The sequence below is a fragment of the Bosea sp. (in: a-proteobacteria) genome, from assembly GCF_023953965.1.
Lineage (GTDB): Bacteria > Pseudomonadota > Alphaproteobacteria > Rhizobiales > Beijerinckiaceae > Allobosea.
The window spans coordinates 1-22,756 of record NZ_JAMLIX010000001.1; the positions used below are offsets into that span (position 1 = coordinate 1).

The 22,756-nt window shown below is 70.0% G+C and carries 18 protein-coding genes and 1 pseudogene; 10 read left to right on the top strand and 9 right to left on the bottom strand.

Features of this window, described 5'->3' with window-relative positions; translation table 11 throughout:
* Nucleotides 1-559: pseudogene (locus M9917_RS00005) on the bottom strand (hypothetical protein); the annotation flags it as partial.
* A gap of 188 nt (nt 560-747) precedes the next feature.
* On the opposite strand from M9917_RS00005, the gene aptA reads away from it, so the two are divergent.
* The gene (aptA, locus tag M9917_RS00010; protein WP_297250088.1) at nt 748-2,085 is read left to right on the top strand and encodes an omega-aminotransferase AptA; all 1,338 of its coding nucleotides are present in this window, start codon (nt 748-750) and stop codon (nt 2,083-2,085) included.
* A 7-nt stretch (nt 2,086-2,092) separates the two neighbouring features.
* Here the strand turns inward: aptA and M9917_RS00015 are convergent, their stop codons facing one another.
* The 5 genes from M9917_RS00015 to M9917_RS00035 form a co-directional block, all read right to left on the bottom strand.
* A complete protein-coding gene (locus tag M9917_RS00015; RefSeq protein WP_297250090.1) occupies nt 2,093-4,294 on the bottom strand; it encodes a 3-hydroxyacyl-CoA dehydrogenase NAD-binding domain-containing protein in 2,202 nt (733 codons plus the stop codon).
* 32 nt (nt 4,295-4,326) lie between these two features.
* Nucleotides 4,327-4,785, bottom strand: coding sequence for a cupin domain-containing protein (locus M9917_RS00020; RefSeq protein ID WP_297250092.1), 459 nt, complete (start codon nt 4,783-4,785; stop codon nt 4,327-4,329).
* Between the two features lie 2 nt (nt 4,786-4,787).
* On the bottom strand, nt 4,788-5,996 hold the full coding sequence (locus M9917_RS00025) for an acetyl-CoA C-acetyltransferase (RefSeq protein WP_297250094.1): 1,209 nt from the start codon (nt 5,994-5,996) through the stop codon (nt 4,788-4,790).
* Between the two features lie 40 nt (nt 5,997-6,036).
* On the bottom strand, nt 6,037-7,824 hold the full coding sequence (locus M9917_RS00030; protein WP_297250096.1) for an acyl-CoA dehydrogenase C-terminal domain-containing protein: 1,788 nt from the start codon (nt 7,822-7,824) through the stop codon (nt 6,037-6,039).
* Between the two features lie 193 nt (nt 7,825-8,017).
* Nucleotides 8,018-8,476 carry a MerR family transcriptional regulator gene (locus tag M9917_RS00035; protein ID WP_297250098.1) on the bottom strand — a complete coding sequence of 153 codons (459 nt, stop codon included), beginning with the start codon at nt 8,474-8,476 and terminating at the stop codon, nt 8,018-8,020.
* Nucleotides 8,477-8,846: 370 nt separating this feature from the next.
* On the opposite strand from M9917_RS00035, the gene M9917_RS00040 reads away from it, so the two are divergent.
* The 3 genes from M9917_RS00040 to M9917_RS00050 all read left to right on the top strand — a co-directional run bounded on the left by M9917_RS00040 (nt 8,847) and on the right by M9917_RS00050 (nt 14,160).
* Nucleotides 8,847-12,317 (top strand): hypothetical protein, encoded by a 3,471-nt coding sequence (locus tag M9917_RS00040; protein WP_297250100.1) that lies wholly within the window; start codon nt 8,847-8,849, stop codon nt 12,315-12,317.
* A 146-nt stretch (nt 12,318-12,463) separates the two neighbouring features.
* Nucleotides 12,464-13,393 carry a sulfite exporter TauE/SafE family protein gene (locus tag M9917_RS00045; protein WP_297250103.1) on the top strand — a complete coding sequence of 310 codons (930 nt, stop codon included), beginning with the start codon at nt 12,464-12,466 and terminating at the stop codon, nt 13,391-13,393.
* Nucleotides 13,390-14,160 carry a TIGR02186 family protein gene (locus tag M9917_RS00050; RefSeq protein WP_297250105.1) on the top strand — a complete coding sequence of 257 codons (771 nt, stop codon included), beginning with the start codon at nt 13,390-13,392 and terminating at the stop codon, nt 14,158-14,160. Before M9917_RS00045 ends, M9917_RS00050 begins: the two co-directional genes overlap by 4 nt.
* A gap of 6 nt (nt 14,161-14,166) precedes the next feature.
* Here M9917_RS00050 and M9917_RS00055 read toward each other — a convergent pair whose 3' ends face one another.
* Nucleotides 14,167-15,405 carry a molybdopterin molybdotransferase MoeA gene (locus M9917_RS00055; protein WP_297250107.1) on the bottom strand — a complete coding sequence of 413 codons (1,239 nt, stop codon included), beginning with the start codon at nt 15,403-15,405 and terminating at the stop codon, nt 14,167-14,169.
* Between the two features lie 176 nt (nt 15,406-15,581).
* On the opposite strand from M9917_RS00055, the gene M9917_RS00060 reads away from it, so the two are divergent.
* From M9917_RS00060 to M9917_RS00070, 3 genes are all read left to right on the top strand, one after another.
* Complete coding sequence (locus M9917_RS00060; RefSeq protein ID WP_297250109.1) at nt 15,582-15,842, top strand: sulfurtransferase TusA family protein; 261 nt, start codon at nt 15,582-15,584, stop codon at nt 15,840-15,842.
* The gene (locus tag M9917_RS00065) at nt 15,839-16,954 is read left to right on the top strand and encodes an Mrp/NBP35 family ATP-binding protein (protein WP_297250111.1); all 1,116 of its coding nucleotides are present in this window, start codon (nt 15,839-15,841) and stop codon (nt 16,952-16,954) included. Before M9917_RS00060 ends, M9917_RS00065 begins: the two co-directional genes overlap by 4 nt.
* A gap of 98 nt (nt 16,955-17,052) precedes the next feature.
* Entirely contained in the window at nt 17,053-17,454 is a 402-nt protein-coding gene (locus tag M9917_RS00070) for an SRPBCC family protein (protein WP_297250113.1), read from the top strand.
* A gap of 115 nt (nt 17,455-17,569) precedes the next feature.
* Here the strand turns inward: M9917_RS00070 and mobA are convergent, their stop codons facing one another.
* Entirely contained in the window at nt 17,570-18,196 is a 627-nt protein-coding gene (mobA, locus tag M9917_RS00075; RefSeq protein WP_465246305.1) for a molybdenum cofactor guanylyltransferase MobA, read from the bottom strand.
* 172 nt (nt 18,197-18,368) lie between these two features.
* On the opposite strand from mobA, the gene M9917_RS00080 reads away from it, so the two are divergent.
* The gene (locus M9917_RS00080) at nt 18,369-19,625 is read left to right on the top strand and encodes a peptide ABC transporter permease (protein ID WP_297250115.1); all 1,257 of its coding nucleotides are present in this window, start codon (nt 18,369-18,371) and stop codon (nt 19,623-19,625) included.
* Nucleotides 19,626-19,651: 26 nt separating this feature from the next.
* On the opposite strand, the gene M9917_RS00085 is transcribed toward M9917_RS00080, so the two are convergent.
* Nucleotides 19,652-20,086, bottom strand: coding sequence for a DUF882 domain-containing protein (locus M9917_RS00085; protein ID WP_297250117.1), 435 nt, complete (start codon nt 20,084-20,086; stop codon nt 19,652-19,654).
* 327 nt (nt 20,087-20,413) lie between these two features.
* Here M9917_RS00085 and M9917_RS00090 point away from each other — a divergent pair, with 327 nt between their 5' ends.
* Both M9917_RS00090 and M9917_RS00095 read left to right on the top strand, forming a co-directional pair.
* The gene (locus M9917_RS00090) at nt 20,414-21,586 is read left to right on the top strand and encodes a M20 aminoacylase family protein (protein WP_297250119.1); all 1,173 of its coding nucleotides are present in this window, start codon (nt 20,414-20,416) and stop codon (nt 21,584-21,586) included.
* A 10-nt stretch (nt 21,587-21,596) separates the two neighbouring features.
* Nucleotides 21,597-22,700, top strand: a complete 1,104-nt coding sequence (locus M9917_RS00095) for an NAD(P)/FAD-dependent oxidoreductase (RefSeq protein WP_297250122.1) — start codon at nt 21,597-21,599, stop codon at nt 22,698-22,700.
* Nucleotides 22,701-22,756 lie beyond the last annotated feature (56 nt).

Consider the following 22,756-nt stretch of genomic DNA (forward strand, 5'->3'; position numbering starts at 1 on the left):
CCGCCGCCCCCCCCCCCCCCCCCCCCGCGGCCGAGCGGGCCGCCCGGCGCATCGGCGACAGATACCAGCAGGCGAGCATGACGAGGATCATTGCCGGCACCACGAGGATCAGGCAGGTCCAGCGCCGAACGAGGCCCCGATCGGGCTCCGGCGCGTCATCGGCAGGCTCCTCCACGATGCGGCCGGCCTCGGCGCCGAACCAGGTGAAGACCGGGACATAGCCGCCGACCGGCATCGAGATCCGCACGGCGTCGCCATCTCCGTCGCCGGCATAATACTGCGCCAGCGCCCGCCGCAGCCGCCCGGCCTCGACGCGCACGATCGGATCGAGCTGCGGATTGAAGTCGGCCGGCCGGCCGAGCCCTTCGACGGCGATGGTATAGCCCTTCAGCTCCGCCGCCCGGCCCGCAAGCGTGCGCCCGACGACGAAGCTCAGGAATGCCGAAAGCTGGGGAGCGGCCCGAAAGGCGTCGGAGGCGAGCACGTGGTCGAGCTCCGCGCGAATGATCGCCGCGGCCCGTTCGTCCAGCCGTCCAGGATCATCGTCGCCTTCCGCCATCGGGGTCCGTTCAGTTCCATGCTCGCCCCAAAAAGATTTTACGCCATCGGCGAGCCGGGGTCTGCCCACATGCCGTGGTTTTGATCTGGCCGCCATCCGCCGAACGCCGCCATGACGGCCATGATGGCGATTTACAGGCCGGCAGCTCCTGCTAGGGTTGAACTAAGGTTAATCCACAGGATGCGATTATGTCTGCGACCACCGCCGCCGCCGCGCCGAACGACCTCGAAGCCTATTGGATGCCGTTCACGTCGAACCGGGCGTTCAAGAAGAACCCGCGGATGATCGCCCGCGCCGAGGGCATGTTCTACTACACGCCTGACAACAGGCCAATCATGGATGGCACCGCGGGCCTGTGGTGCTGCAACGCCGGCCATGCGCGCGAACCGATCGTCCAGGCGATCCAGGCCCAGGCCCGCGACCTCGACTACGCCCCCTCCTTCCAGTACGGCCATCCCAAGGTGTTCGCCGCCGCCGCCCGCATCGCGGCGCTGGCGCCGGGCGATCTCGACCATGTCTTCTTCGCCGGCTCCGGCTCGGAAGCGGCGGATTCAGCGCTTAAGATCGCGCTCGCCTACTGGAACGTCACCGGCAAGGCGACCAAGACCCGGCTGATCGGCCGCGAGCGCGGCTATCACGGCGTCGGCTTCGGCGGCATCTCCGTCGGCGGCATGTCGAACAACCGCAAGTTCTTCGGCTCGCTGCTCGCCGGCGTCGACCACCTGCCCCATACCTATGACCGGGAGAAACAGGCGTTCAGCAAGGGCGAGCCGGACTACGGCGCGCATTTCGCCGACGATCTCGAGCGCATCGTCGCGCTGCACGACGCCTCGACCATCGCCGCGGTGATCGTCGAGCCGATGGCGGGCTCGACCGGTGCGCTGCCGCCGCCGAAGGGCTATCTCAAGCGCCTGCGCGAGCTCTGCGACAAGCACGGCATCCTCCTGATCTTCGACGAGGTCATCACCGGCTTCGGGCGGCTGGGCTTCGCCTTCGCGGCCGAGCGCTACGGCGTCGTCCCCGACATGATCACCTTCGCCAAGGGCGTCACCTCCGGCGCCGTGCCGATGGGGGGCGTGATCGTGCGCAAGCCCATCTACGACGCCTTCATGGGCGGGCCGGACAACGTCATCGAGCTGTTCCACGGCTATACCTATTCCGGCCACCCGCTGGCGGCGGCCGCCGCGCTCGCCTCGCTCGACATCTACCGCGACGAGGGGCTGTTCGAGCGGGCGCTGAGCATGGAGGGCGCCTTCGCCGATGCGGTGATGAGCCTGAAGGGGGAGCCGAACGTCGTCGATATCCGCACGCTCGGCATGGTCGGCGCCTTCGACCTCGCCCCGCGCGCGGAGGGGGCCGGCAAGCGCGGCTACGAATTCATCGAGCGCGCCTTCCACGAGGAGGGGCTGATGATCCGCACTGCCGCCGACACCGTCGCCTTCTCGCCGCCGCTGATCATCAGCGAAGCGCAGGTGGAGGAACTGGTCGGCAAGCTGCGCCGGACGATCCGGGCCGTGGCGAACTGAGGACCGCTCAGGCCGCCGCCTTTCCCGCCGCGCCGTAGAAGCTCTCGCCGGTCCTGGCCATGCGCTTCAGGAGCCGGTTCGGCCTGAAGCGCTCGCCATGGGCCTTGGCCAGCTTCTCGCAGAGCTTCACGAAAGCGGCGGCGCCCATATTGTCGATGTAGGAGAGCGTGCCGCCCGTGAACGGCGCGAAGCCGAAGCCGATGATCGAGCCGACATCGGCCTCGCGCGGATCGGTGACGACGCCTTCCTCATAGGTTCTTGCCGCTTCGAGGGCCTGCGTCACCAGGAGACGCTGCTTCAGCTCCTCCATGTCGACGCTCTCGGGGTCGCGCCGCCTGCCGACGAGACCGGCGAGGCCCGGCCAGAGCCGCTTCGGCCCGGCCTCCGGATAATCGTAGAAGCCCTTGCGGTTCTTGCGGCCGAGCCGGCCATTGGTCTCGACCATGGCGATCAGGAGCTTCTCCTGCAGCGGATCGACGGCGGCCTCGCCGAGTTCAGCCTTCGTCGCCTTGACGATCTTCAGCGCGAGGTCGAGCGCGACCTCGTCGTTGAGCGAGAGCGGGCCGACCGGCATGCCGGCCTGCTTCCCCGCCGCCTCGATCATCGCCGGCGGCACGCCCTCCATCAGCATCAGATGGCCTTCGCGCAGATAGTTTCCGACGCAGCGATTGGCGTAGAAGCCGCGCCTGTCGTTGACGACGATCGGCGTCTTCCTGATCGCGCGGACATAGTCCAGCGCCATGGCGAGCGCCTTGTCGCCGGTCTTCTTCGCCATGATGACCTCGACCAGCAGCATCTTCTCGACCGGCGAGAAGAAATGGATGCCGATGAAGTTCTTCGGCCGCCCGGAATGCGCGGCGAGCCCCGTGATCGGCAAGGTCGAGGTGTTGGAGCCGAAGATCGTGCGCGGGCCGACCACGGCCTCGACCTTGCCGATCACCTCGGCCTTGACCTTGGGGTCCTCGAAGACGGCCTCGACGATCAGGTCGCAGCCCTTGAGATCGGCATAGTCGGCGCTGGTGTTGATGCGGGAAAGCAGCGCGTCGCGATCGGCGGTCCTGGCGCGGCCCTTCATGATCTGGTCGGAGACCAGCTTGCGCGAATAGGCCTTGCCCTTCTCGGCCGCCTCGATGTCGCGGTCGACCAGCACGACGTCGAGCCCGGCCAGCGCCGTGACATAGGCGATGCCGGCGCCCATGAAGCCGGCGCCGACGACGCCGACCTTCTTCAGCTTCGAGGGCGGCAGATCGGCCGGGCGGCGGGCGCCCTTGTTCAATTCCTGCATCGAGACGAAGAGCGAGCGGATCATCGAGGCCGCCTCCTTCGTCCGCAGGATCTTGGCGAAGTAGCGGCTCTCGACCTGCAAGGCGAGGTCGATCGGCAGTTGCAAGCCCTCATAGACCGCCGAGAGGATGGCGCGGGCGGCCGGGTAGTTGTCGTTGGTCTCGCGGCGGTAGATCGCGTTGGCCGGCGGCCAGATCTGCATGCCGGCCGGCGAATGCACCTTGCCGGAGGGCAGCTTGTAGCCCTTCTGGTCCCAGGGCGCCGTCGCCTGCGGGTTGGCCTTGAGCCAGTCCCTGGCGTTCTGGACGAGATCGGCGCGCGGCACGACCGCATGGACGAGGCCGATGTTGCGGGCCGGCAGCGGCTTCAGCTGCTCACCCTTGAACATCATCTGGAGCGCGTCGCCGGTCTGCATCAGGCGCGACACGCGCTGGGTGCCGCCGGCACCCGGAAAGAGCCCGACCTTGATCTCGGGCAGGCCGAGGCGGGTTACGGCATCGTCGGAGACGACGCGGTACTGGCAGGCGAGCGAGAGCTCGAAGGCGCCGCCGAGGCAGACCCCGTGGATCGCGGCGGCGAAGGGTTTCCCGCAGGTCTCGAGCTTGCGGTAGAGCCGGCTGAGCTTGCGGCTCTCCTCGAAGAAGCTTTGCATCGCGGCGGCCTCGCCCTTCTCCTTCGCGAGCCGCACATAGAGATCGCGCAGGCCCTGGAGCATGGTGAGGTCGGCGCCGCCGGAAAAGCTCTCCTTGCCGGAGGTGACGACGCAGCCCTTGATCGCCTCGTCGGAAGCGACTTTGTCGACGATTCCGTTCAGCTCTTCCATCACCTCAGGGGTGATGACGTTCATCGAGCGGCCGGGCATGTCCCATATCGCCAGCGCGATGCCGTCGGCGTCGGTCTCGAAGCGGAAATTGGTGAGGTTCATGGTCTCTCTCCCTGCGCCTTCGCGACAACGCGTCAGTAGGACGTTCCGTCTTTGCGGATGTAGCGGGAACCCTCGGCGTTCCTTGTCATGACGAGGTCGATATCCGGGTAATGCGCCGTCTCGCCGGGCGACCGCGAGCCGACGACGAGAAAGGAAGCCGGGGCGGAAGAGCGATTGACGAAATGATGGCCATTGCCGTCACCGGCCTTGAAGCCGGCACAATCGCCCGGCCGCATCGGCTGTTCGCCGGCATCGTCGATCAGCACCAACGCGCCGGTCAGGACCATGACGAATTCGTCCTCCCGCTCGTGCCAATGACGCTGCGAGGACCAGGCGCCGGGGTCGAGGTAACAGATGCGAACGCCATATTGGCTCAAGCCCGCGGCATCGCCGAGGCTGCGCGAACTGCGGCCCTCGACCTGCCCGGCATATTGCGCCGGGTAGGAGCTGCCACCACGGACGGGAATGCTCTCGATGTCGAGTTTCGGCATGATCACACCCGCTCGATGATGGTGGCGACGCCCATGCCGACCGCGACGCACAGCGTCACCAGGGCGGTCTGCTTGTCCTGCCGCTCCAGCTCGTCGAGCACGGTGCCGAGCACCATCGCCCCGGTCGCGCCGAGCGGATGGCCCATGGCGATGGCGCCGCCGTTGACGTTGAGGATCGCGTCGTCGATGTCGAGCGCCTGCTGGTAGCGCAGCACCACCGAGGAGAAGGCTTCGTTCAGCTCGAAGAGGTCGATGTCCCTGGTGGTCATGCCGGCCTTCTTCAGCACGCGCCCGGTCACGTCGACCGGGCCGGTCAGCATCAGCGCGAGATCGGAGCCGACCGTGGCGAAAGCCCTGATCCGGGCGCGCGGCTTCAGGCCCGCGGCGCGGCCCGCCTTCTTCGAGCCGACGAGGACGGCCGCCGCCCCGTCGACGATGCCCGAGGAATTGCCGGCATGGTGGACGTGATCGATGAACTCGACATCCGGATGGGCTGCGGTCGCGACCGCATCGAAGCCGCCCATTTCGCCCATCTGGACGAAGGAGGGCTTCAGCGCGGCCAGCGCCTGCATGTTGGCGTCGGGGCGGATGGTCTCGTCATGGTCGAGCAGGGTCAAGCCGTTGACGTCGGTGACCGGGATCACCGAGCGCCTGAAGCGGCCCTCCTTCCAGGCCTGCGCCGCGCGCTGGTGCGAGCGCACCGCGAAGGCGTCGACATCGTCGCGCGAGAAGCCGTATTTCGTCGCGATCAGGTCGGCCGAGACGCCCTGCGGCATGAACCAGGTGTCGATGGCGACGCTCGGATCGACCGCGATGCCGAAGCCGGAGGCGCCCATGCCGATGCGCGACATCGATTCGACGCCGCCCCCGATCGCCATCTCCTTCTGACCGGACATGACCTGGGCCGCGGCGAGGTTCACCGCATCGAGGCCCGACGCGCAGAAGCGGTTGATCTGCACGCCCGGCACTGCCTCACCGTAGCCGGCCTTGAGCGCGACGGTGCGGGCGATGTCGGCGGCGGCCTCGCCGACCGGATCGACGCAGCCCATCACCACATCCTCGACGAGGAGCGGGTCGAGGCCGTTGCGGTCCTTGATCGCGCGCAGCGCCTGGGTGCCGAGCTCGATCGCGGTGACCTCGTGCAGCGCGCCGTCGGCCTTGCCCTTGCCGCGCGGCGTGCGGACGTGGTCGTAGATGAATGCGTCTGCCATCGGGGCCTCCGGTCTCGTTGTTTTGTGTCGAGCCTAGCCGTCAGAACTGCTCGGGCGCCAGCGCCATGGTCGTATCCGCCCCGGCCGTGATCCGCGCCAGATGGGCTGCGGTCTCCGGCAGGGCGCGCTCCATGAAGAAGCGGGCGGTCACCAGTTTGGCGCTCATCCGAGGGTCGGCGCCGGCCTTCAGCTTCTCCTGCGCCGCCTTGGCCATCCGCGCCCACATGTAGCCGAGCGAGACGAGCCCCAGCAGGTGCATGAAGTCGCTCGCGCTGGCGCCGGCATTGTCGGGCTTGGCGAGCGCGTTGTTCATGAACCACATCGCCGCCTGCTGGAGATGGCCGAGCGAGAGCTGGAGCGGCCCGAGCAGGGGTTTCAGCCCCTCGTCCCCGGCATTCTCCTTCAGGAAGCCGCCGACCTCGTTGAAGAAGGCCATGATGGCGCGCCCGCCGTCGCGGCCGAGCTTGCGGCCGACGAGGTCCATCGCCTGCACGCCGTTGGCGCCCTCGTAGATCATAGCGATGCGGGCATCGCGCACGAACTGCTCCATGCCGGTCTCGGCGATGTAGCCGTGGCCGCCGAAGATCTGCTGCGCCTTCACGGCATTGTCGAAGCCGATATCGGTGAGCACGCCCTTGAGCACCGGTGTCATCAGGCCGAGCTGGTCGTCCGCCGCCTGGCGCTCGGCGGAATCGCCGGAGCGATGGGAGATGTCGGATTTGAGCGCGTTCCAGAGCACGAAGGCGCGCGCCGCCTCGTTGAACGCCTTGATCGACATCAGCGTCCGGCGCACGTCGGGGTGGACGATGATCGGATCGGCCGGCTTGTCCGGCTCCTTGGGCCCCGTCAGCGCGCGGCCCTGCAGGCGCTCCTTCGCATAGGCCACGGCGTTCTGATAGGCGACCTCGGACTGGCTGAGCCCCTGGATCGCGACGCCGAGGCGCGCCTCGTTCATCATCACGAACATGGCGTTGAGGCCGCGATTTTCCTCACCGACCAGCCAACCCTCAGCGCCGTCATAGTTCATCACGCAGGTCGCGTTGCCGTGGATGCCCATCTTGTGCTCGATCGAGCCGCAGGACACGTGGTTGTTCTCGGCGACGGAGCCATCTTCGCGCAGCTTGTTCCGCGGCACGACGAAGAGCGAGATGCCCTTGGTGCCGGCCGGCGCGCCCTCGATGCGGGCGAGCACGAGGTGGATGATGTTCTCGGTGATGTCCTGCTCGCCGGCCGAGATGAAGATCTTGGTGCCGGTGACGGCGTAGGAGCCGTCGCCGTTCGGCACGGCCTTCGTCTTGAGGAGGCCGAGATCGGTGCCGCAATGCGGCTCGGTCAGGTTCATCGTGCCCGACCAGGTGCCGTCGATCATCTTCGGCAGCCAGGTCCGCTTCTGCGCGTCGGAGCCATGGACGTAGAGCGCCGCGATCGCGCCCATCGTCAGGCCCGGATACATGGCGAAGGCCATGTTCGCCGAGGAGGCGTATTCGTTCATCACGGCGCCGAGCGTATAGGGCAGGCCCTGGCCGCCATGGTCCGGGTCCATGGCGAGGCCGATCCAGCCGCCCCCGGCATAAGCCTGGTAGGCTTCCTTGAAGCCCTTCGGGGTCGTCACGCGGCCGTCGGGATGGCGGCTGCAGCCCTCCCGGTCGCCGGAGGCGTTGAGCGGCTGGAGAACCTCCTCGCAGAGCCTCGCGCCCTCGCCGAGGATCGCCTCGATCACATCGGCGCTCGCGTCAGCGAAGCCCGGCAGGTTGGCATGGCGCCCGATCGCGAAGACGTCGTTCAGCAGGAAAAGCGTGTCGCCGACGGGTGCCTTGTAGACCGGCATCTCAACCTCCCTCGCTTCGCGCGGCCGCGCTTCATGCCACTGCATGCGACGCAGCAAGATAGTTCACATATAAACTACCTTGGCGATGATGCAATATGGCACGGGCGATCTTGTCGCGCGATGCGTTGCGGGAGCGCAAGCCGATCCGTCCGCGATCCCGCAAAAGCGGGAGCCGGATGGCGAGCGGGGGTATTCAGGCTTCCGGCAGGCGGGAGAGCGAGGCCTCGAGCTCGGCGATCGCGTCCTCGATTTCGGTGCGCTGGCGGCGCAACAGCTCGAGCTGCTCGACGATCTGCTCGCGGCTGAGCTGGAGGCCGCCGACGGCGGCGGCCTCGCCGCCAGCGGCGCCCTTGCTGTCCTCGCTGGCGAGCATGGCGCGGATCTCGACGAGCGTGAAGCCGAGCTGCTTGCCCTTCAGGATCAGGGCGAGGCGCGCCCGGTCGCGCGGCGAATAGATGCGCGTCATGCCGGAGCGGGTCGGCGTGATCAGGCCCCGCGATTCGTAGAACCGCAGCGTGCGCAACGTCACGCCGAAATCGCGAGCGAGATCGCCAATGGTGAATTCGCCGGCCTCATCGGCGGCGGGGGAGACGTCGGCAGAGCGGGTTTCATGAATCGAGGAACCCGCCATAGCCATGCTGCGGCGTGACATGAAAGCTGCAATCCTTGCGCGTGACTTGCGAGTGATAGCGAATCGCCGGCCCATATGGCGGCAGCGACCGTGAGTTCGGAAGATAGAGACGCCATTCCCGTTAGGTCAGGTAATACGGCGTCGAAGCGGGGTAAATTACCGTTATCTCGGCGCATCGGACGAGCCGTCCGGCGCCCATTCGCGAAAAATTAACGATCGCGGCGCGATTCTTAACCACCTGTTTACCATGCCGGAGAAATGTCGGGAACGCGCATCGGCATCGTGGCTTCGTCAACCTCATCTTCACGATTGTCCGGGATCGCGCGGCGGGCGACGGCATCAGGGGGCCGCGCGCACCGCAGACCGGGGTTCCCCTCTGGCGAGCAAGATCATGGCCAACAGCTTGCCCTGGAGCGTGAAGGGCGTCGATCCTCGGACACGCGATGCGGCAAAGGCGGCGGCCCGCCGGGCGGGCATGACGCTGGGCGAATGGCTCGACCAGAGGATCCGCGAGGAAAGCGGCGAGGCCCCCGCCGAGCCCGCACCCGAGCAGCACGACATCGCAGCCCTCTCCGAGCGGCTGTCGCGGCTGTCGCTGAGCCGGACGGACACGGCCCCGCGCCGCGGAAGCCCGGCGCCCTCGCGCCAGACGATGGACAGCCTCGTCGACCAGGCGGCCGCGCTCGAGAGCATGACCCGCGAGGCCAATGCCCGCACCGCCGGCGCGCTCGAATCGATCACCCGCTGGATCGAGAAGACCGAGAGCCGGCTGTCGTCGAGCGAGCGCGGCTCAGCCGAGCGGCAGGAACGCGCCACCAGCGTCATCGCCGAGGCGATCAAGACGATGGGCGAGCGCATCGCCGAGATCGAGCGCCGCAGCCTCGAAGCGCGGCACAGCCGCCCGGAGCCCGCGCCCCGCGCCAGCTTCAGCCGCGAGGGGCTCGCCGCCGCCGTCACCGACATCCGCACGCGCCAGCGCGCCCTCGACCATGACGAGCCGGCGGCCCCGCATCCGGCCGCGGTCGCGCCGGAGCGCATTTCGGCCCTGCGCGAGGACCTGCGCGACATCGGTTCCCGGCTCTCCTCCGAGGGGCGCCGGCCGGCGGCACCACAGCGGCCGGCCGCCCCGGTCCGAATCGACACCAGCGCCATCGAGGCCAAGATCGGAATGCTGGCCGAGCGCCTCGAGACGCTCGACCGGCGCGACCAGTTCGAGCCCCTGCTGAGGCCGCTCACCCGGATCGAGGCGGAAGTGTCGCGGCTGGCGCAGGAGCGGCCGGGCGAGAGCTACCAGCGCTTCCAGCTCGAGATCGCGCATCTGGCCGCCAAGGTCGATGCGCTGGCCGTCCGCGGCGCCCCCGCCACCAATTTCGACCCCGTGCTGCGCGACATCGCCGATCTGCGCGATCTCGTCGCTTCCGGCGGGCAGGAGCACAAGCTGGACGACCTCGCCCGGCAGGTCTCGACGCTCGGCTTCGAGGTCGGGCGGCTGCGCGACGTCCAGCCCGACATGAGCGAATTGCGCAGCCTGTCGAACGCGATCGACGACGTGCGCAGCGCCGTGCTGGCGCAGCGCGGGCAGGTTCCCGGCGCCGGCCTCCTGACCTCGCTTTCGGGCCAGGTCGAGGCGCTGTCGCGCAAATTCGACGAGATCTCCTCCCACAAGCTCGACGAGGCGAGCTTCCAGCGGCAGAGCGACTATCTCACCAGCCGCATCGATTCGCTGCAGCAGCGGCTCGAGACCCTCTCCGAGCAGGGGCCGTCGGCCGTGATGCGCCAGATCGAGGGGCTTTCGGGCCGGATCGAGAGCCTGGCGGCGGCAAGCCAGCTCGCGCGTGTGGTCGGCGAGGGCGCAACCGCGGTCGACCTCAATCCGATCGAGCAGATGCTGAGCCGCCTCGCCGAGAAGATCGACACCGTCGCCGCGCCCGGCGTGAGCGCCGGCTCCTTCGACGCGCTCGAACAGCAGATCTCCGGCATCGCCAGCCGCCTCGACGCCGTGGCCGCGACCCGCCCGGCCGAGACCGGCATCGAGCAGATGCTGGCCCGTCTCGCCGACAAGATCGACGAGGCCGGCGCGCCCGGCGCGAACGCCGACGTCTTCGATGCGCTCGAACAGCAGATCTCCGGCATCGCCAGCCGCCTCGACGAAGCGGCCGCGACCCGCTCGGCCGAGAACGGCATCGAGCGCACGCTGCAGGACCTCGTCGTGCACCTGCGCTCGATGCGCGAGGAAACCGCCGCCGACCGCGCGGCCCTGGTGCAGGCGGCGACCAAGGCCGCGCCCGGCCAGCACCTCGCCGAATTGTCGAGCCTGGTCAGCGGCCTGCGCGACACCCATGTCTCCTCCGACCGCGAGACCCGCGATGCGCTCGGCGCCGTCCACGGCTCGCTCGAGGCGATCATGTCGCGGCTGGCGAACCTCGAGACGGAGCTGCAGAACGACCGGCGCACGCCCGGCCGCCTGGCCGCGGCGATGCGCGCCGAGGACATGCCCGTCCGGGCCGAGCCGGCCCCGCCCCCGCCGGTCAGCGCGGCGCCGCAGGAGCGCCTCGCCGCGCCGGCCGTCGCCGCCGTCCGCGCCGAGCCCGTGCTGCCGGCGAGCAGCGCCTTCGACATCCCGCTGGAGCCCGGCTCCGGACGCCCGCGCCCGGAGCCGGCTGCCAGTGCGGCCCAGGACCCGCAATCCGTCCGCCAGAGCCTGATCGCGGCGGCGCGCCGCTCCGCCAGGGCCGCGAGCGAGGCGGCCGCCGCGGCGCCCGCCGCCGGCGCGGAGCCCGCGGCCAAGGGTCCCGGCCGGTTCAAGGAGATCCTCGAGAAGCGCAAGCGGCCCCTGCTGCTCGGCCTCGCCGCGCTGATCCTCGCCATGGGCACCGCCCATCTCGTCACCAACTCGCTGCGCGGCGACGACGCCAGGACCGCCGGCAGCGAGGCCCGCAGCGTGATCGCCCCGCCGGAGGCCCCGGCCGAGCCCGCGCAGCTTCCGGCCAAGGACCAGGCCTCGGCCCTGCCCGCCCAGCCGCAGGAGAGCATCGCCCAGGCGGCGCAGAACGAGGCCCAGCCGGAACAGCCTGCGACCCAGGCGGCCGCCGCGCCCGCCGCAACGGTCGCGGAGAGCGCCCCCGTGGCGGCGCCCGCGCCGGCCGAACAGGTCCAGCCCGTCACCGGGATCGGCGAGCTGCCGGCCGGCTTCGGCAGCGCCGGGCTGCGCAAGGCGGCGCTGGACGGCGATGCGCGCGCCGTCTACGAGCTCGCGAGCAAGGCCGCCGACGGCCCGGCCGCCCAGCGCGACGCCAAGCTCGCGCTGCGCCTGTTCGAGCGGGCGGCGGCGGCGGGCCTCGCGCCTGCCCAGTTCCGCGTCGGCAACATGTTCGAGAAGGGCATCGGGACGCAGCGCGACCTCGCGCTCGCCCGGATCTGGTACCAGCGCGCCGCCGAGCGCGGCAACGCCAAGGCGATGCACAACCTCGCCGTGCTCCATGCCGAGGGCGCCTCGGGCAAGCCGGATTATGCGACGGCGACGGAGTGGTTCCGCCGCGCGGCCGAACACGGCGTCCGCGACAGCCAGTACAATCTCGCCGTGCTGCTCGGACGCGGCCTCGGCGCGCCGATCGACCTCTCCCAGTCCTTCGTCTGGTTCTCGGTCGCCGCCGGCCAGGGCGACGAGGATGCCGCGCGCAAGCGCGACGAGGTCGCCCAGCGCCTGAAGCCGGAGGAGCTCGCCGCCGCCAAGACGATGGCCGCGAGCTGGAAGCCGAAGACGCTCGACGCCGCCGCCAACGAGGTGACGCCCCCCGCCAAGGGCTGGGACGCCGCGCCGACCGCCGCCGCGGCCAAGCCGGCCAAGGCGTCCCGGATCTGAAGCCTCGCCATGCTTTCGACGTGTTGAGGCGGCAGGCGGACGGAGCGGCTCCTTTTCGGGAACCATCTTAACCCGGACGGTCCAGGATCCGATCCGGACACATCGGCGCAGGCAAACGTCCCGCGCCCGCCTTGCGAGGGGTAAGCGTGCAGATCTACCTGCCGATCGCCGAGCTTCCCATCAGCGTCCTGATGGTGCTCGGCCTGAGTGGGGCGGTGGGCTTCATCTCCGGCCTGTTCGGCGTCGGCGGCGGCTTCCTGCTGACGCCGCTCCTGATCTTCCTCGACATTCCGCCGGCGGTCGCCGTCGCGACGGTGGCCGCGCAGGTCGCCGGCTCCTCGATGACCGGCGTCCTCACCTATCTCCGGCGCCGGGCGCTCGACCTCAAGCTCGGCGGCGTCCTGGTCAGCGGCGGCATCCTCGGCACCATCCTCGGCGTCAGCTTCTTCAACGCGATGAAGCGGCTCGGCCAGCTCGAACTCGTGATCACGCTGGCTTACGTCACGCTGTTCTCGATCATCGGCGGGCTGATGCTCTACGACGCGCTGAGGGCGATGCTGCGCGTGCGGGCCGGCAAGCCCGCGCGGCTGAAGCGGCGCGGCGGCATGCATCCCTGGTGGATGGGCCTTCCGCTGCGCCAGCGCTTCTATCGCTCCGGCCTCTATTGCAGCGTGCTGCCGATCGCGCTGCTCGCCATCGTCATCGGCTTCATCGGCGCCGTGCTCGGCGTCGGCGGCGGCTTCATCCTGGTGCCGGGGCTGATCTACTTCTTCCGGATCCCGCCGGCGGTCGTCGTCGGCACCTCGCTGTTCCAGATCCTGGTGACGATGACCGGCGCCACCGTGCTGCACGCCGTCACCAACCAGTCTGTCGACATCGTGCTGGCGGTGCTGCTGCTCGTCGGCGGCGTGGTCGGCGCCCAGTTCGGCGGGCGCGCGGCGCGCAACCTCAACGTCGAATCGTTCCGGCTGCTGCTCGCGCTGCTGATCCTGTCGGTGGGCCTGCGCTTCGCGATCGAGCTGTTCATCCCGCCGAGCGAGCCTTTCTCCGTCGTCGTGCCGGAGAGCGCGCGATGAGGTGGGCGGCCGCACTCCTCATCGCGCTTACGATCGGGCTTTCAGCTGCCGCGGCCCGCGCCGAGACCCTGATCGCGGCGATGTCGAGCCACCAGATCCAGATCACCTCGAACTATACCGGCAGCCAGCTCACCGTGTTCGGGCAGGTCGAGCGCGACGGGCGCACGGTCGCGCGCGGCGACCCCTACGACATCATCGTCACCGTGCGCGGCCCAAGGCGGATGCTGCTGGTGCGCAAGAAGGAACGGCTCGGCCCGATCTGGATCAACCGGACGCAGCGGCGCTTCCCCGACAACCCGGTTTTCCTGCACGTCGCCAGCAGCCGGCCGATCACGGAGATGATGGGCCCGGAGGCGGCACAGCGCGACCGGATCGGCCTGACCAATGCCGAGCGGCCGTCCGACGACTGGATCGATCTCGATCCCGACGCGCGGCGCTTCCGCGAGAGCCTCGTGCGGATCATGCAGGGCAAGGGCCTCTACGGCTATGAGGAGCGCGGCGTCACCTTCCTGTCGAGCGCGCTGTTCAGCGCGCCGGTCGACATTCCGGCGACCGCGCCGACCGGCTCCTATACCGTCGACATCGTGCTCTATTCCGGCGGCGTGCCGCTGGCGCGGCAGCAGACCAATTTCGAGGTGATCAAGACCGGCATCGAGCAGCGCCTCGCCTCCGGCGCCTATGACTGGTCGCTGCTCTACGGGCTGATGACGGTGCTGCTGGCGCTGTTCCTCGGCTGGGGCGCGAGCGTGGTCTTCCGGCGCGACTGAAACGCGCTAAAACAGCTCAGCATAGGGCAGGAAGGGCGCCTCGTCGCCCGCCTCCACCGCGACGACGTCCTCGGCCAGCACGATAAGCCCGTCCGATTGCGCAAGCGAGGCGAGCGAGCCCGCCCCCTCGCCCGGATGCCGGCGCGCCACCCAGCCATCCCCGGACGGCTCCAGCGAAACGCGGAGGAATTCGCGCCGGCCGGGCTTCTTGCCATGGGCGAAGCCGAGCCTGACCGGGCGGGCGGGCGGCGGGAGATAAGCCTCCCCCGCCATCCGGGCGAGCAAGGGCCGGGCGAGGAAGGCGAAGCCGACGAAGACCGCCACGGGATTGCCCGGCAGCCCGAGGAAGGGCGTGCCGGCGACGGAGCCGAGCGCGATCGGCTTGCCCGGCTTGATCGCCACCTGCCAGAGATCGAGCCGGCCTGAGGCCAGGACCGCGTCCCGGACATGATCGGCCTCGCCGACCGAGACGCCGCCGGAGGTGAGGACGAGATCGCTCACCGCCGCCGCCTCGCGCAGGCGCCGCTCCAGCCCCGCGGCCCCGTCGCGCAGGATGCCGAGATCGGCGACATCGGCGCCGGCGCGCCTGAGCATCGCGCGCAGCATCACCCGGTTGGCGTCGTAGATCGCCGCCGGCGGAAGCGGGCGCCCCGGCTCGACGAGCTCGTCGCCGGTCGAGAACAGCGCGACGCGCGGACGGGCGCGCACCGTAACCCGCGCCAGCCCGAGCGCGGCGACGAGGCCTAGATCCTGCGGACGCAGGCGCCGCCCGGCCGGCAGCACCTCCTGCCCGCAGGCGACGTCCTCCCCCGCCAGCCGCAGATGCGCCCCGCGCCGGATGCCCGCCGGCAGGACGACCGCGCCGTCGGCCGCGGCGACATCCTCCTGCATCACCACGGTATCGGCCCCGTCCGGAACGGCGGCGCCGGTGAAGATGCGCCAGGCGCCGTGCGCGAGCATCGCGGGCGCCTCGCCGGCAAACGTCCGGCCCAGCACCGGCAGGCAGGTCTCGGCCCCGGCCGCGAGATCGGCGAAGCGGACCGCGTAGCCGTCCACCGCGGCATTGGCGAAAGGCGGCAGGTCGCGCGGCGCGATGACCGCCTGCGCCAGCACATGGCCATCGGCTTCGGCGAGGGGCAGCGCCGCGGTGCCCGGGAGCGGGACGGCGCGCGCGACCGCCCTGGCCGCAGCCTCGTCGAGCGTGACGAGCCCCGACCCGTGCCGGCCGCCGCCCAGCCGCGTCATCGCGGCCCCCGCCTGCCTCGGCCTCCCGACCGCATCGCCGCCTGCTCCCTCCTGATCACCGCCCCTTCATCGTCGCCGCGGCAGGTCCGGTCAAGCGGCCTGCGGCATGGCGTCGGTTGCCCCGGCCGGGACCGCCGTCCTATGAAGCAGCCTGACGACAACGGCTCGGCGCGACCATGGATTCGATACCGCTCGACCTGCGCGGCCTGAAATGCCCGCTTCCCGCGCTGCGCGTGCGCAAGGCGCTTCGCGCCGCGCCGGCCGGGAGCGTGCTCGTCGTGCACTGCACCGATCCGATGGCGGCGATCGACCTGCCGAACCTGGCACGCGAGACGGGAAGCCTGATCGAGCGGCAAGGCGACGCGGACGGCGCCATCGTCTTCCATATCCGCAAGGCGGCCCGGGGCCGCGCCAGCGAACGGAGTCCAGCGACATGACCCTCTCCCGAGCCGATGTCCTGAGGGCGCTCGAACTGGTGAAGCTGCCGGCGAGCGGGCAATCGCTCGCGGCTTCCGGCCGCGTCGGGGATATCCTGGTCGACGGCGGCAAGGTGATCTTCGCCATCGGCATCGACGCGACCGAAGCGGCGGCGATGGAGCCGGTGCGCAAGGCGGCCGAAAGCGCGGTCGGCGGCCTGCCGGGCGTGACGCAGGTGCTGGTCGGGCTGACCGCCGACAAGGCGGCGCCCTCGGCCGGCATGCAGGCGCGCCGGGAGGCGCAGCGCCCCGCGCCTGGCGGCCCGCCCCGGCCGGCCGGCGTGCCCGGCGTCAAGCAGATCATCGCCGTCGCCAGCGGCAAGGGCGGCGTCGGCAAATCGACCACCGCCGCCAATCTCGCCGTGGCGCTCGCCGGGCTCGGACTGAAGGTCGGCGTGCTCGATGCCGACATCTACGGCCCGTCGATGCCGAAGGTCCTCGGCGTCAAGGGCAAGCCGCAGGTCGTCTCGGGCCGTACGCTGGCGCCGATGGAGGCCTATGGCCTCAAGGTGATGTCGATCGGCTTCCTCGTCGACGAGGAGACGCCGATGATCTGGCGCGGGCCGATGGTGATCTCGGCGATCACGCAGATGCTGCGCGAGGTCGCCTGGGGCGAGCTCGACGTGCTCGTCGTCGACATGCCTCCGGGCACCGGCGACGCCCAGCTCACCATGGCCCAGCAGGTGCCGCTCGCCGGGGCCGTCATCGTCTCGACGCCGCAGGACCTCGCCCTGCTCGACGCGCGCCGCGGCGTCGCGATGTTCCGCAAGGTCGCGGTGCCGATCCTCGGCCTCGTCGAGAACATGAGCTATTTCACCTGCCCCGCCTGTGGGCACCGCTCCGACATCTTCGCCCATGGCGGCGCACGGCACGAGGCGGAACGGCTTTCGATCCCCTTCCTCGGCGAGATCCCGCTCGCCATGCCGATCCGCGAAACCTCCGACAGCGGGCGCCCGATCGTCGCCAGCGACCCTGAGAGCGCCCATGCCCAGGCCTATGTCGCGCTGGCGCGGCAGGTGCAGGCCGGGCTCGGCGGCGCCATGCGGGCGGCGCCGCGCATCGTCATCGAATAGCGCCGGCCCCGCACGGCATCGGCGGCTTGACATACACGGAAATTTGTTCTGTTTTTGTTCTTGATATCGACCTGGGATGATCCGCATAGGGGAAGGCCATGCCCATCCATCGCGCCCGCCATATCGGCATCGGCATCGAGCGCCCGGTCGAGGAGGTCTATGCCTTCCTCGCCGATCCGGCGAATTTTCCGCGCTGGGCCGAGGGGCTCGGCCACAGCTTCGTGCCGGTGGAGGGCATGACCTGGCGGGCCGAGACGCCGATGGGGCCGATGCGCATCCTGTTCAGCGAGCCGAACAACCATGGCGTGCTCGACCATGCGGTCATCCCCGAGCACGGCCCGGCCATGCACAACCCGATGCGCGTCGTCGCCAATGGCGAGGGGGCGGAGGTCGTCTTCACGCTGTTCCAGCGCGAGGACATGTCCGACGATGCGATGGCGCGCGATGCAGCCATGGTCGCCCGCGATCTCGCGGCGCTGAAGGCGCTGCTGGAAGGCTGAGGCGGCAGCCGGGCCGATCAGGAACCACGCTGTCATTCCGGGGCGCGCCGCAGGCGTGAACCCGGAATGACAGGGGTGGTTCTGATCGGGAACAATCCGCAAGCGTCCACACTGCCTACACCGCCTCCGCCGCCAGCCGCTCGGCCTCAACGAGGTCCTCCGGCGTGTTGACGTTGAAGAAGGGATCGAGCGGCTTTGCCGGCCAGTCCGCGACGGCGACGCCCTGCCCCTCGATCAGGCGGCCGAGCCTGCGTTCCCCTGCGGCCAGGGCGCGGCGCAGCTCGTCCCGCAGCCCCACCGGCCAGAGGCAGACGGCATAGTGCCGGCGCCCGGCCGATGCGGCGCAGGCGAGCGGCAGGCCCGCGGCGGCACGCGCCTGCCGCAGCCGCCGGGCGAGATCGCCCGGAATGAAGGGCGTGTCGGCCGCGACGCTGAGCAGGCTGCCGGCATCGGGCCGGTGCGCGGCGGCCCAGTCGAGCCCCGAGAGGACGCCCGCGAGCGGACCGGCGAAATCCGGCACGGCATCGGCGACGACCGGCAGGCCGAAGCCCATGAGCCGCGCGGGGTCACCGTTGGCGCTGATGAGGAGGCCGTCGCACTGGCCCCGCAGGCGCTCGACGACATGGGCGAGGATCGGCCGGCCGGCGAGCGGCATCAGGGCCTTGTCGCCGCCGCCCATCCGCAGGGCGCGGCCACCCGCGAGGATCAGGCCGATGATCGGCGCCTCTGCCATTCCGGTCATGCCGGTTTCTGCCATGGACGGCACCGCCGCGCCAGAGGCGGCCGACGGCCAAGATGCCGGCTGAGTGTTGCGCCGCACCTACAGCCGGGCGGGCCGGCAGCCGCTAGGGTTGGCGCCGGCTCACCCCGGACGGCCGGTGCGGGCATCGAGGCCCGTGACCTTGCCGGAACGCATGATCCGAAACAACGCCCAAGCCCCGCTCCACCCGGCCACCGACGCGGCGCTGCTGCTCAGGCGCATCGGCTTCGGCACGCTGGCGCTCGTCCTGCCGCTGGCGGCGCTGGTGTCGCGCCGGGCCGCCGTCGTGCTGGTGCCGATCGGCGTCGCGCTGCTGATCATCGCGATGCTGATCGAGGAGCCGCGCAAATTCGTCGCGACGCTACGCGACCTCGTGCTGAGCCGCCCCGGCGTGATCCTGATCGGCCTGATCGGCTGGGCCTTCCTGTCGCTGGTCTGGAGCCCCTTCCCGGTCACCGCCGCCGAGAAGGCCGGCAACCTGATGCTGGCGGTCGTGCTCGGCTTCGTCGGCCTGTCGGCGCTGCCCGAGCGGATGCGCTCGTCGAACCTCAACCTCGTCGCGCTCGGCACCGGCAGCGCCGGCCTCTTCGCGCTCGGGCTGATCGCGGTTTCGGCGCTGCGCCATGCCGAGACGGTGCCGGGCGCCGTCGAGCGCGGCGTCTCGATCATCCTGATCATGGCCTGGCCGGCGCTGGCCTGGCTGCTCTCGCGCGAGCGGGGCCTGAGCGCGCTCGGCCTCGCCCTCGTCGTCACGCTGCTCGCGCTGACGCGGTTCGAGGACGGGGAAACGCTGGCGATGATCTTCGGGGCGGCCGCCTTCGGCGCCGTCACCGTCAACCCGAGGCGCGCGACGCGGGTGATCGCGACGATCGTCGCCGGGCTGATGCTGTTCGCGCCGGTCCTGCCCTTCCTGCTGGCGCCGCTCGTGCAGGTGCTGCCCGACAGCGCCGACGGCTTCGCGCAGATGCTGTCGATCTGGGCCGACGTGATCCGGCAATCGCCGGTCGAGCTGATCACCGGCCACGGCCTCGATACCGTGGTGCGCGGGCAGATGAGCGGAACCCTGCCGCAGCCCGCCCCGGCGACGCTGCTGTTCGAGACCTGGTACGAGCTCGGGCTGGTGGGCGCAGCGGCCGGCGCTGCCTGCCTCTATTTCGCGATCCGTGCCGCCGGGCGCATGACCGGGGCGCTCGCGGCCGGCGGCGTCGCCGCCTTCACCACCGCCTTCGCGCTCAGCGTCTTCGGCTTCGCGCCGCTCTTGCCGTGGTGGCTGATGACGCTCACCGCCGTGATGCTGCTCTTCGGCGCCGTCGCGCGCGGCCAGTACCGGACCGACCGCCCCGCCGTGCCGCTGCCGGCGCGCCCGGTCGGCCAGACGCGGCCCAAGGCCGCAAGGCCGCCCGTCGGCTAGACCGGCAGCGGTTCCGGCACGCCGGCTCAGCGGCTGTCGCGGGCCAGCCGCGCATAATGGCTGTACCTGGAAGCGGAGGCGCGGCGGCTGCGCCCGTGGCCATGCCAGGAAATCTCGAGCTCTCCGACATCGGCGTGGACGAGGCCGTTGGAATAGGTGCCGACGCCACCGACGCCCGCGAGCGAACGCGCCGCGGCCGCAGCCTTGCGCGGCGAGGTGGCGAGCGGCCGGAAATCGATCGCACGGCCGAGATAATGCTGCGACCGGCGGGCATGACGGCCGCCGCAGGTCGAGGTGATCTCGACGGGGCCGATCTTCGCGACGAGTTCGGAAAGCACCGTCACCGTGTCGGGCTTCAGGCAGCGCAGCCCCTTGACCTGCGGCTGGAAGGAAACCTTGTCGGAGAGGCCATCGGCCGAGGCGGCCGCAGGCAAGAGCAAGGGCACGAACGCAAGCAACATCGATCGACGCATGACTGACCAAACGATAAGATGGAATGGATGTAAGACAATCCTGAAGATACGCAGGATCGTAACGAAGCGGCGGCTTCGCTATTGACCGTAAAAGGCAAAATCAAGGCTAAGTTAATTTTTTAGTATTTTCCATGATTCAACATGCTTATCGGAAAGCATCCGGAAGTCCTTTTTTTCTTTCGCGCGCTCCCGCCATGCCTCCCAGGCCCGGCACCCGCGTGCGTCCGGCTTGGACAGGCGGTGCAAAGCTGCGCTAGCCTGTCGCGACGGCACCCGTTTCCCGCGCGGTCGCCCCATGCCATCCCAGAGGATACGATGCCCAAGACCGAGATCATCGCGGCGCTCACTCCCGAAATCACCGCGATCCGCCGCGACATCCATCGCCATCCCGAGCTGATGTACGAGGAGCACAGGACCGCCGGGCTCGTCGCCGGGAAGCTCGAGGAATGGGGCGTCGACGAGGTGGTGACGGGCCTCGGCCAAACCGGCGTCGTCGGCATCATCAGGGGCAGGCAGCAGAATTCCGGCCGGGTCATCGCGCTCAGGGCCGACATGGACGCGCTGCCGATCCAGGAGGAGACCAATCTCGAGCATCGTTCGACCGCGCCGGGCAAGATGCACGCCTGCGGCCATGACGGGCATACCGCGATGCTACTCGGCGCAGCCCGCTACCTGACCCAGACCCGCGACTTCGACGGCACCGCCGTGCTGATCTTCCAGCCGGCCGAGGAAGGCGGCGCCGGCGCCAAGGCGATGATCGACGACGGGCTGATCAGCCGCTTCGGCATCCAGGAAATCTACGGCATGCACAACAAGCCGGGCGTGGCGATCGGCAAGTTCGAGATCCGCAAGGGGCCGGCCATGGCGGCGGCCGACCGCATCCACATCAAGATCGAGGGGCTGGGCGGGCACGCGGCGGCGCCGCACCGCGTCAACGATCCGATCGTCGCCTCCTGCGCGCTGGTCACGGCGCTGCAGACGGTCGCCTCGCGCAATGCCGATCCGCTGGAGTCGGTCGTCGTCTCGGTGACCGCGCTCAATGCCGGGGAGGCCTTCAACGTCATTCCCCAGAGCGCCGAGATCAAGGGCACGGTGCGCTCGCTGACGCCTGAGACGCGCGCGCTGGCGCAGAAGCGCATCACCGAGATCGTCGAGGGGGTGATGAAGGCGTTCGGGATGAAATACGAGATGGAATACCGTCTCGGCTATCCGGTCACCTTCAACCATGCCGGCCAGACCGATTTCGTCACCAGCGTGACCAAGGAAGCCTTCGGCTCGGATGCGATCGAGACCGAGGTGCCGCCGACCATGGGCTCGGAGGATTTCTCCTATATGCTGGAGGAGCGCCCCGGCGCCTTCATCAATATCGGCAACGGCGATTCGGCGGGCCTGCACAACCCGGCCTACGAGTTCAACGACGCGGCTATCCCCGTCGGCGTGAACTACTGGGCGAGCCTGATCGAGATCGCCATGCCGCAGCGGGGCTGATGGCGGGCCGATGAGCGATATCGACTGTTTGGTGATCGGGGCCGGCGTCGTCGGCCTCGCGGTTGCCCGCGGGCTCGCGCTCGCCGGGCGCGAGGTCGTCGTCGTCGAGGCGGCCGAGGGCATCGGCACCCAGACCTCGGCACGCAACTCCGAGGTCATCCATGCCGGGATCTACTATGCGCCGGGCTCGCTGAAGGCGCGTCTGTGCGTCGCCGGCCGCGCAATGCTCTACCGCTACCTCGCCGAGCGCGGCCTGCCGCACAAGGCCTGCGGCAAGCTGATCGTCGCCACCTCCGAAAGCCAGAAGCCGGCGCTGGAGACGATCATGGCGCGCGCGCAAGCCTCGGGCGTCGAGACGCTGCGCTGGCTTGCGGGCGCCGAGGCCAGGGCGATGGAGCCGGAAGTCCGCTGCGAGCTCGCCCTGCTCTCGCCCGAGACCGGCGTGGTCGACAGCCACGCGCTGATGCTCTCGCTTCTCGGCGAGTGCGAGGCGGCGGGCGGCTCGCTCGCGCTCAACACGCCGATCACCGGCTGGCGGCGCGAGGCGGAAGGCTTCAGCGTCGATTTCGGCGGCGCCGATCCGGCGACCTACAGCGTGCGCAGCGTGGTCAACGCGGCCGGCCATGGCGCGCCGAAGCTGCTCGGCAGTCTCGAAGGCTTCCCGGCGCAGCATGTGCCGGTGCAGCATTACGCCAAGGGCAATTACTTCGCGCTGACAGGCCGGCAGCCTTTCAGCCGCCTGGTCTATCCGGTGCCGGAGGCGGCGGGCCTCGGCATCCACGCCACGATCGACATGGGCGGGCGGGTCAAGTTCGGCCCGGACGTCGAGTGGGTCGGCCACGACCAGGACCTCGTGGTCGATCCGGCGCGGGCGGAGAAGTTCTATGCGGCGGTCCGCACCTATTGGCCGGCGCTGCCGGACGGGGCGCTGGTCGCTGACTACGCCGGCATCCGGCCGAAGCTGCACGGACCGGGCGAGCCGATGCCGGATTTCCGCGTCGACGGGCCCGCGCTCCATGGCGTGCCGGGGCTGGTCAACCTGCTCGGCATCGAAAGCCCGGGGCTAACCAGCGCGCTCGCGATCGCCGAGATGGTGCGCGAGAAGCTAGGCTGACTTTGCGCGGAAACACACCGTCATCCCGGGTCAAGCCCGGGATGACCCGCTCGCGC

Excerpts from the sequence above, each read along its gene's own strand:
- aptA (WP_297250088.1), top strand. The coding sequence starts at position 748 with ATGTCTGCGACCACCGCCGCCGCCGCGCCGAACGACCTCGAAGCCTAT.
- M9917_RS00015 (WP_297250090.1), bottom strand. The coding sequence starts at position 4,294 with ATGAACCTCACCAATTTCCGCTTCGAGACCGACGCCGACGGCATCGCG.
- M9917_RS00020 (WP_297250092.1), bottom strand. The coding sequence starts at position 4,785 with ATGCCGAAACTCGACATCGAGAGCATTCCCGTCCGTGGTGGCAGCTCC.
- M9917_RS00025 (WP_297250094.1), bottom strand. The coding sequence starts at position 5,996 with ATGGCAGACGCATTCATCTACGACCACGTCCGCACGCCGCGCGGCAAG.
- M9917_RS00030 (WP_297250096.1), bottom strand. The coding sequence starts at position 7,824 with ATGCCGGTCTACAAGGCACCCGTCGGCGACACGCTTTTCCTGCTGAAC.
- M9917_RS00035 (WP_297250098.1), bottom strand. The coding sequence starts at position 8,476 with ATGTCACGCCGCAGCATGGCTATGGCGGGTTCCTCGATTCATGAAACC.
- M9917_RS00040 (WP_297250100.1), top strand. The coding sequence starts at position 8,847 with ATGGCCAACAGCTTGCCCTGGAGCGTGAAGGGCGTCGATCCTCGGACA.
- M9917_RS00050 (WP_297250105.1), top strand. The coding sequence starts at position 13,390 with ATGAGGTGGGCGGCCGCACTCCTCATCGCGCTTACGATCGGGCTTTCA.
- M9917_RS00055 (WP_297250107.1), bottom strand. The coding sequence starts at position 15,405 with ATGACGCGGCTGGGCGGCGGCCGGCACGGGTCGGGGCTCGTCACGCTC.
- M9917_RS00060 (WP_297250109.1), top strand. The coding sequence starts at position 15,582 with ATGGATTCGATACCGCTCGACCTGCGCGGCCTGAAATGCCCGCTTCCC.
- M9917_RS00065 (WP_297250111.1), top strand. The coding sequence starts at position 15,839 with ATGACCCTCTCCCGAGCCGATGTCCTGAGGGCGCTCGAACTGGTGAAG.
- M9917_RS00070 (WP_297250113.1), top strand. The coding sequence starts at position 17,053 with ATGCCCATCCATCGCGCCCGCCATATCGGCATCGGCATCGAGCGCCCG.
- mobA (WP_465246305.1), bottom strand. The coding sequence starts at position 18,196 with ATGACCGGAATGGCAGAGGCGCCGATCATCGGCCTGATCCTCGCGGGT.
- M9917_RS00080 (WP_297250115.1), top strand. The coding sequence starts at position 18,369 with ATGATCCGAAACAACGCCCAAGCCCCGCTCCACCCGGCCACCGACGCG.
- M9917_RS00085 (WP_297250117.1), bottom strand. The coding sequence starts at position 20,086 with ATGTTGCTTGCGTTCGTGCCCTTGCTCTTGCCTGCGGCCGCCTCGGCC.
- M9917_RS00090 (WP_297250119.1), top strand. The coding sequence starts at position 20,414 with ATGCCCAAGACCGAGATCATCGCGGCGCTCACTCCCGAAATCACCGCG.
- M9917_RS00095 (WP_297250122.1), top strand. The coding sequence starts at position 21,597 with ATGAGCGATATCGACTGTTTGGTGATCGGGGCCGGCGTCGTCGGCCTC.